The organism is Psychrobacter sp. 1U2, assembly GCF_051847575.1.
On record NZ_JBPYDC010001514.1, the window covers coordinates 1 to 585 of the forward strand.

At 36.4% G+C, this 585-nt stretch carries 1 protein-coding gene and 1 pseudogene; one reads left to right on the plus strand and one right to left on the minus strand.

Annotated elements, in window-relative coordinates; all coding sequences use genetic code 11:
- The coding region (locus tag ACS8FD_RS22915) for a hypothetical protein (protein ID WP_439277551.1) at positions 1–209 on the plus strand (209 nt) is incomplete at its 5' end.
- 219 nt (positions 210–428) lie between these two features.
- Here the strand turns inward: ACS8FD_RS22915 and ACS8FD_RS22920 are convergent.
- Positions 429–585: pseudogene (locus ACS8FD_RS22920) on the minus strand (IS3-like element ISPar1 family transposase); the annotation flags it as partial.

The window sequence follows — 585 nt, forward strand, 5'->3', positions numbered from 1 at the left end:
GGCATCCTACTGCACTGCACCTACTTAAACTTGCCAAACTTGCTGATATTAAGCAGAATAAAGCAACTGCTATTATTGAGCAGGTAACAGCTGTGGCCAAAGGTTTTCTGAAGATTATTAACAACTACGATATTGAGAAAGAATTATCAAACCAAGTTATGCAGGATGTAAAAGCCAATATTGATAGGATGGTAAATGGACAGGTCTAACAAAGTTGTTAAATATGTTGTTAAAATAATTAAGTAAATTTAAAAGACCTATATAAATAAGGAACTACAGGTAAATAGTCGTTGCGTGGTGGGCGCACCATCATATATCATCAGAAGCAACAAAAAACTTCATAACCTACCTGGTTGTGGGGTTTTTTGTTGCTTAAACGTTTTGACCCCTGTCGTCAAATCCGTACAGTTGAAATTGAAAGATTTTAGTTACGCAGCCTGACTATAAAATTCAAACCACATCTGCCTTGGCGTTTGATAATCTTGGTGATACACAATATCATTTTTCAATATGCCCCAGAAGCTTTCTATTGGAGGGTTGTCGAAACAATTGCCTCTACCACTCATTGATCTTGTAAATTGATGC